The organism is Herbaspirillum sp. UBA812 (genome assembly GCF_002296545.1).
In the GTDB taxonomy this organism is placed as follows: Bacteria; Pseudomonadota; Gammaproteobacteria; order Burkholderiales; family Burkholderiaceae_D; genus Herbaspirillum; species Herbaspirillum huttiense.
On record NZ_DBIC01000123.1, the window covers coordinates 1 to 7042 of the forward strand.

Annotated in this window: 7 protein-coding genes; 4 read left to right on the plus strand and 3 right to left on the minus strand. The window is 59.7% G+C overall.

Annotation, left to right across the window (positions count from 1 at the left end; genetic code table 11):
* Together B3873_RS07890 and B3873_RS07895 are read left to right on the plus strand one after the other, a co-directional pair.
* The coding region (locus B3873_RS07890) for a winged helix-turn-helix domain-containing protein (RefSeq protein WP_286865116.1) at positions 1 to 205 on the plus strand (205 nt) is incomplete at its 5' end.
* Positions 202 to 1584 (plus strand): ATP-binding protein, encoded by a 1383-nt coding sequence (locus B3873_RS07895; protein WP_286865118.1) that lies wholly within the window; start codon positions 202 to 204, stop codon positions 1582 to 1584. The genes B3873_RS07890 and B3873_RS07895, both read left to right, overlap by 4 nt.
* A gap of 89 nt (positions 1585 to 1673) precedes the next feature.
* On the opposite strand, the gene trpS is transcribed toward B3873_RS07895, so the two are convergent.
* From trpS to B3873_RS07910, 3 genes are all read right to left on the minus strand, one after another.
* A complete protein-coding gene (gene trpS / locus B3873_RS07900; RefSeq protein ID WP_286865120.1) occupies positions 1674 to 2714 on the minus strand; it encodes a tryptophan--tRNA ligase in 1041 nt (346 codons plus the stop codon).
* A gap of 275 nt (positions 2715 to 2989) precedes the next feature.
* Positions 2990 to 3547: a glycine zipper family protein gene (locus B3873_RS07905; protein ID WP_034332343.1), complete on the minus strand. Its 558-nt coding sequence runs from the start codon at positions 3545 to 3547 to the stop codon at positions 2990 to 2992.
* A 48-nt stretch (positions 3548 to 3595) separates the two neighbouring features.
* Positions 3596 to 3940 carry a hypothetical protein gene (locus B3873_RS07910; protein WP_034332345.1) on the minus strand — a complete coding sequence of 115 codons (345 nt, stop codon included), beginning with the start codon at positions 3938 to 3940 and terminating at the stop codon, positions 3596 to 3598.
* A gap of 523 nt (positions 3941 to 4463) precedes the next feature.
* On the opposite strand from B3873_RS07910, the gene B3873_RS07915 reads away from it, so the two are divergent.
* Positions 4464 to 6557 carry a glycoside hydrolase family 19 protein gene (locus B3873_RS07915; RefSeq protein ID WP_276839314.1) on the plus strand — a complete coding sequence of 698 codons (2094 nt, stop codon included), beginning with the start codon at positions 4464 to 4466 and terminating at the stop codon, positions 6555 to 6557.
* Positions 6558 to 6573: 16 nt separating this feature from the next.
* Positions 6574 to 7042 (plus strand): hypothetical protein (locus B3873_RS07920; protein ID WP_286865124.1); only part of this gene is annotated, 469 nt, incomplete at its 3' end.

The window sequence follows — 7042 nt, forward strand, 5'->3', positions numbered from 1 at the left end:
CGTGCTCAATCGCGACCAGTTGCTGGAACTCACGCAAGGCCGCGAATCCGATCCCTTCGACCGTTCGGTGGATATCCAGATCAGCCGCCTGCGCCAGAAACTGGGCGACGATGCCCGCACGCCGACCATCATCAAGACCGTGCGCAACGAGGGTTACGTGCTGGCCACGACCGTGACAGCGGAAGGCGCAGGCCGGTCGGCATGAAGAATTTCATTGGCTCCATCGGCAACCGCATCTTCTTCCTGCTGCTGGGAGGAATCGTGGTGGCGGTATTCGCCACCAACTGGCTGGCCGGCAACGAGCGCCGCAATACCTTGCGCGAACTGCGCTTCCAGCACCTGGCCGACCGCGTCGAACAGATCGTGCAGGCAGTGGACGACATCCCGCCGGCGCAGCGCCCCATCGTCCTGCAGGCCGCCACCAACTTCGGTTTCGAGGCACGCATGGTGGAGGACATCAACGACGCCATCGGTCCCAATGCCAGCACCAGCCCGCTGATCGAGATGCTGCAGGCACGCCTGGGCGAGGACCGCAAGATTGCCGTGCAGCGCGAGAGCGAGTGCCCGCCCTTGCGTGCCGACGACGGACGCGGACCGCGCCGCGATACCTGCCGCGTCATCTACATCAGCCTGCATGACCAGGCGCTCATGCGCCTGCGCCTGCACCAGCCGGGCGAGCCCCCTGCCCTGCGCGGGCGTGGGCCGGGCGGGCCGGCCGGTCTGTTCGGGCTGCAATACATCCTGCTGTTCCTGGTCCTGATCGCCATGCTGGCCTGGCTGGTGGCGCGCATGGCCACGCGCCCGATCCGCCAGCTGGCGCAAGCCGCTTCGCGCCTGGGCAGCGACATCGACCATGCACCGCTGCCCGAGACGGGACCGACCGAGATCCGCCAGGCGGCCCACGCCTTCAATGCCATGCAGGCGCGCATCCGCCGCCAGATCCAGCATCGTACCCACATGCTGGCGGCCATCACGCATGACCTGCAGACCCCGTTGACGCGCATGCGGCTGCGGCTGGAGAAGGTCACCGATGCCCCGCTGCAGCAGAAGCTCATCGACGACCTGGGCGTGATGCACGGCATGGTGCGGGAAGGACTGGACCTGGCACGCAGCATGGATTCCTCCGAGAAGATCCAGGCGCTGGATATCGATTCGCTGCTCGACAGCGTCTGCGCCGACGCCGCCGATGCCGGCCAGGATGTGGCCCTGCAAGGCAGCACCCGCGCCTTCGTACTGGCCCAGCCGGGGGCACTGCGGCGCTGCCTGACCAACCTGATCGACAATGCCTGCAAGTACGGCAAGTCGGCACGGGTGTCCATCGCGCTGGAACAGCAGAAGATCGCCATCCGCATCCGCGACCTGGGGCCGGGCATTCCGGAGTCCGAACTGGAGGCGGTGTTCGAACCCTTCTATCGCCTGGAGGCCTCGCGCTCGCGCGATACCGGCGGCACCGGGCTGGGGCTGACCATTGCGCTCAATATCGCCGAGAACCATCACGGCCAGCTGCGCCTGCGCAACCTGGCCGAAGGCGGACTGGAAGTGCTGCTGGAATTGCCGCCGATGACGCCGACCAAAAATCGGTAAAAAACTTCACCCAGGCATGTAAAAAACCGCCGCAAACCCTGTTGGGATGCGGCGGTTTTCATTTATCGGCCAAAAAGCGCCGAGCCGGGTCACCCGAAGTAGTTCAGGCCCAGAGCGGCATTGACTTCCGACATGGTCTGCGCGGCCACGGCGCTGGCGCGTTCGGTGCCGCGCTTGAGGATGGCCAGCACTTCGCCGCGATCCTTGGCGAATTCTTCGCGGCGGGTGCGGATGGGTTCCAGCATCTCCTGCAGGATCCCTTCCAGACGGCGCTTGACCACGCTGTCGCCCAGGCCGCCCCGGGTGTAGTGGGCCTTCAGTTCAGCCACGGCATCGCGGTCGGGGTCGAAGGCATCCAGGAAGGTGAAGACCACATTGCCCTCGACCTGGCCCGGATCATCCACGCGCAGGTGGTTGGGGTCGGTGTACATGCGGTGCACGGCCTGCTTGATCTCGGCCGGGCTCGCGCCCAGGGCGATCGAGTTGCCCAGCGACTTGCTCATCTTGGCCTTGCCGTCGATGCCGGGCAGGCGGCCGGTTTCGGAGAGCACTTCCTTGCACTCGACCAGCACTTCGCGGTCCACGGTAGCGTTGAATTTGCGCACCAGTTCATTGGTCTGCTCGATCATCGGCAACTGATCGCTGCCCACCGGCACCAGTTGGCCCTTGAAGGCGGTGATGTCGGCGGTCTGGCTGACCGGATAAGTCAGGAAGCCGGCCGGGATGTCGCGCTCGAAGCCGCGCAGGCGGATCTCTTCCTTGATGGTGGGGTTGCGTTCCAGGCGCGAGACCGTCACCAGGTTCAGCAGCACCATCGACAGCTCGTAGAGCTCACGCACCTGGGACTGGATGAAGATGGTCGACTTCTCGGGATCGATGCCCACGGCCAGGTAGTCCAGCGCCACTTCGAGCACGTTGTCGGTGACTTTCTGGTGGCGGCCGACGTTGTCGGTCATGGCCTGGGTATCAGCCAGCAGCAGGAACTGGCGCGAGGTTTCCTGCAGCGCCACGCGCGACTTGAGCGAGCCGATGTAGTGACCCAGGTGCAAGGGACCGGTAGGACGATCGCCGGTGAGGACGACGGGCAGGCTGCTGGTGGTGGGGGTGGAGCTCGTGGCGTTCGAAGACATGGTCATTCCTGATCGTTAATCTCTGGAATGCCGCCGGTCCCGAAGCTGAAGAAACAATGCCGCCGGAACCGGCGGCATCATGGTCACATGGTCAAGCTGTGTGAAAACGGGCCGCCTCGTTCAGGCGCGCCACCAATGCTGGGTTTTCGCAAGTTGATCTTTTCGGAAAAGCATGGCGGCGAGTATAGCACCGGCAGCGCGCCATGTTGCGTTGCATAAGAAAAAACCGCCTGCAAGGAGGCGGTCCAGGCGCTTGGTTTGAATTGTGCGCGAATTCAATACGCGCCCGGTGGCGGACCGTAATACACCGGTGGTGGGCCGTAATACCCCGGGGGCGGCGGCGGTGCGTAGTAGCGCGGGCGATAGGTATAGACGGTGGTGGTCTGCACTGGCTGCTGCACCTGGTTGCCCTTGCTGTACATGCACTGGGTATAGGTCATGTCGTAGCGCTGCTGCATCGAGTAATTGCCTCCGGCGGCCGCGTTGCTGCCGGCGGCACTGCCCACCAGCAGGCCACCGCCGGCACCGATGGCCGCGCCCGCACCGGCATTGCCCGAGGCCGCACCGATGAGGGCACCGGCCACGGCACCCACGGCAGTGCCGACTGCGGCGCTGTTGGCGGCATTGTTCTGGGTCTGCGCGGCCTGGCCGCCGATGGCGTCCTGGGCGTATTGCTGGCATTGCTGCTGGTCGGCGCGGAACTGTTCGTAGGTCTTGTCCTTGCCGGGCATGGCCATCACCGACGGGCCGGTCGGCACGCTCACGCAGCCACCCAGCGCCAGCATGGCGCCGACGGCGGTCACGGTCGCGGCGGTCTTGTAGAGGGGTTTCACGATGTTTCCTTTATCGGGGATCGACGAATTACGTAGCTGAGGCAAGGCTTACTGCGGCGGCGTACTGCCCGGCACGCCCGGCGTATTGGGCACGACCTTCATCCAGGGGCTGGGGCAGTTCTGGACGTAGGGATAGTAGGACTTGGACTCGGCGCAGTAGTACCAGTAGTCCTGGCGCTGCGGCTCCACGTAGACCGGTGCGGGGGCCCGCTCCACGTAGACCGGCGGCGGGTAATACACCGGCGGCGGATAGTAGACCGGGGGCGGCACCCACACTGGTCCACCGATGACCACGCCACCATAGAAGCGCCCGTGCGCATAGGCCGAAGCGCTGGCGACCAGGCCGGCTACCGCCAGCACGCCACAGACGCCAATTGCCGCTAGTTTTTTCATGTTGTTGCCCTCGGGGGTGTCTCAGAATAGTTGGAATGTCTGGAATGCTTGCCGGATGGCATCAAGGCCGCGTTCCCCACGCAGCTGTATCAGCCTGTAATCCTTGCCTGGTGCGGCTTGCAGACGCATCTGGCGCAGGAAAGCAATATACGCCGGGGCTGCGGTGAAATCTTGAGATGTTTCAATTCGTAACCCTAATCAACAGAGATATACACGGGGTTGAAAAGGCTTTGCAAGTTCGAAATAGCCAAGGCAAAACCATGCAGGAGAGCTTGTCGTCGTTTTTCCGCTTCCTCTGCCTCGCTGCCATCACTATGGCTTCCACCAGATCGAAAAAATTCCGTTCACGCGGCTTTCTTCGCCTCCGACCAGCCTGAACTGACGTTTTGCCTTCTAGTATCGCAAATTCGGCTCGTCCGCTTCGTGGTGTCCCATGATGATGTGAGCCGCCAGCTGCAGCATGTGGCACGCGCCTGCCCCCCCTGCCGCCTACCTACTCCTCAGCTTCGCCCAATTCAACGCCATGATCATCACCTACCCCATTGAACTGCCGTATGTCGCTGGCAACGAGCAACGAGTCGTACCTGACACTCTTTTTAACAACAGCGGAATTCTCAGCGGTCCCTACCTGATTGGCAAGAACCGATTCTGGCACGGCGGCCTCCATATCCACCCCACCGACAGAAATGCGCCGATACGGGCAATCGCAGACGGTGAACTGGTCGCCTATCGTTACGATGCGAACGACACCTCAGATGCGTTTTTTAATCAATCGACCTATTCGCGGAGTTTTGTGCTGTTAAAGCATGAAGCGGAACTCGGCCAAACAGTCTTGGGAACGAGCAGCTTGGTCTTTTATTCCCTCTATATGCATTTACGTGCATTCCAAGAACTCAAAACGGGCCAACTTCCTGGTCTGAATTTCATCCGGAAAATCATCCCGGCCCGGCCGCTGGTAAAAGACGGGCAGCCCGTGTTTGACAAGAAGAAACGCCCGGTCATCGAACCAGCGCGCGAAGAGGTCATCGAGCCAACCGCGAGTGGCGCAGTCATTTCCGGCATCGGCTCGGCACGCGTCCGCAGAGGCGACATCCTTGGTTATTGCGGGAGCATTCCCGATAACCTGACCACGCCATCCAAAGGCTTCCACTTTGAAATTTTCTTTGGCGACAACGCATTCCTCAAGAACGTGAACAAGACCATATGGGGAAAATGTCTGCTCACGCAGGCGCAATCCGTTCTGAATGACTTGCTGACCGAACAGATGTTTGCTGTAGATACCTCCATGCCTCTTGAAGTCGCGCCGCATCAGCCGGAGGGGGGGTATTACAAAATACGGATGAAAAGTGAACACTATTGGGTCAGCGAAGATCAGATCGCGGAGGAAATGGTCGAATCATCGTCTTTGCACCAAAAAAACAAAAAACGTATCGTAAAGCAGTTCCTCCCCAAAACCGACAGCCTGATCGCGTTCGCCAACAACCCCCTTAAAAACGAGCACATCTTGCCGGCCGGAACGGTGGTGGTGCCATGGATGGCTCCATGGCTGAAGGATGAAGAGTTTATCAAGCGGGAGTATCGAGGAACATTCTGGATCCCGCTTTATGTGCCAGACAAGGACAGGCTGTACTGGACTAAAGCGGATGACATCAAGTTCACCAGTGACGCAGACTGGGCGGGCTTCCAGGCCTTTGCAGAGACAGCCGCTCAAAACAGTTTGGACGGCGTAATTGATGATGAAGGTCTACTAGCTCTGACAAAACCATCGACATCAGAAACTGATTCGTCGGTTGGCATCAATAGGATCGCTGGCAAAAACGAAGAAAAAATCAGCGGCCTGATCGCCAGTCATCCGACAGAATGGAGCAAGACGGACATTCCGGTTCGATTCCAGCGGGTAACCACAGATGAGTTCGGCGCTCAAAAACTCACCATGGATCAGTTTGCCGCGCTGACGAAGCACATCGAGCGCATTGCCTTCTGGGAAGATGTGGCGGGTCTTCCTGATTCCAAACGTGTCTGGCATGCACATCCCCTGCGATTCATCGAACAACTCGCAAAATGCATGTGGCTGAGTGAAGCTGAACTTGTGCGGATCATGCCCAATACTGATCAGGAGACCGTCAAGACACATCGCATCAATCTCAACAAAACGATGCTGCAATGGGGCGTAACGGATCGTCTGGAGCAGGCGCATTACCTGGCGCAAGGCGTTCACGAATCAGCGGGGATGCGGCTGATGACGGAACTCCCGTCAAAGTATGCCAGCAGCGCCTCCCGCTACAAGGGCAGAGGCTTTGTCCAAATCACATCTGAAACCAATTACAAGGCGTTCAACGTTTATCTGAATCGATACATCAGGACAGTCGATGTCGTCAGTGCCCCCGAGATTCTGAGTTCCGACTCTTACCTTTCGTTTGCGGCCTCGTGCTGGTACTGGCGCACCAACGACGTAAGGCGATCTGCCAGAAAAGGCGAGTCGGAGGCAGTGGTTGACGAGGTGGGAAGAGTGATCAATCGCGGCCCCGGACGGAGAGATCTGCCTGAGTATCCGCCCCTTAGCAGAGAGGATCGGCTGGACAAATTCCGCTTGATCAGCAAATTGCTACTGAAGTGAGAAAAAAATGAAAAGGATGACATTCTCCATTTTTCTCGCTTTTTTCGTGCCCTGCGCTACTGTCGCCACAGACATCGAAAAGAAGAAGATAGCTCTCGTCAAGACGGTCCCCGCAAGCGGACGCGTCAAAAAGGCGAACATCAAGATCGGAGCAATACTTCGGGAAATCACCCTTCCCCCTCCAGGAGCCCATCGACCTTCATTCTCCGTGGCGCAAACCAACTGGGGAGATCTTCAGATCCTTGCATTGACGCTGGATGCGCGGGGAAGAATCCCTTCCATCGCTTACTACGGCATTACCAAGACAAGCATCTGCTTCCTCGGAAATCATGCACCCCTCATGCTGGATACGCAAACCCGGCTTCTGGTCGAAGTCCTCTACGACAGCGCCAGCAAACAGATCATCAATCGCTACACCTACCAAGAATGCGAGATACGTCTGCATGATCAACTCATCGATCAGGCGATTGACATGCGATCCGCTG

Excerpts from the sequence above, each read along its gene's own strand:
- trpS (WP_286865120.1), bottom strand. The coding sequence starts at position 2,714 with ATGTCTTCGAACGCCACGAGCTCCACCCCCACCACCAGCAGCCTGCCC.
- B3873_RS07915 (WP_276839314.1), top strand. The coding sequence starts at position 4,464 with ATGATCATCACCTACCCCATTGAACTGCCGTATGTCGCTGGCAACGAG.
- B3873_RS07895 (WP_286865118.1), top strand. The coding sequence starts at position 202 with ATGAAGAATTTCATTGGCTCCATCGGCAACCGCATCTTCTTCCTGCTG.
- B3873_RS07910 (WP_034332345.1), bottom strand. The coding sequence starts at position 3,940 with ATGAAAAAACTAGCGGCAATTGGCGTCTGTGGCGTGCTGGCGGTAGCC.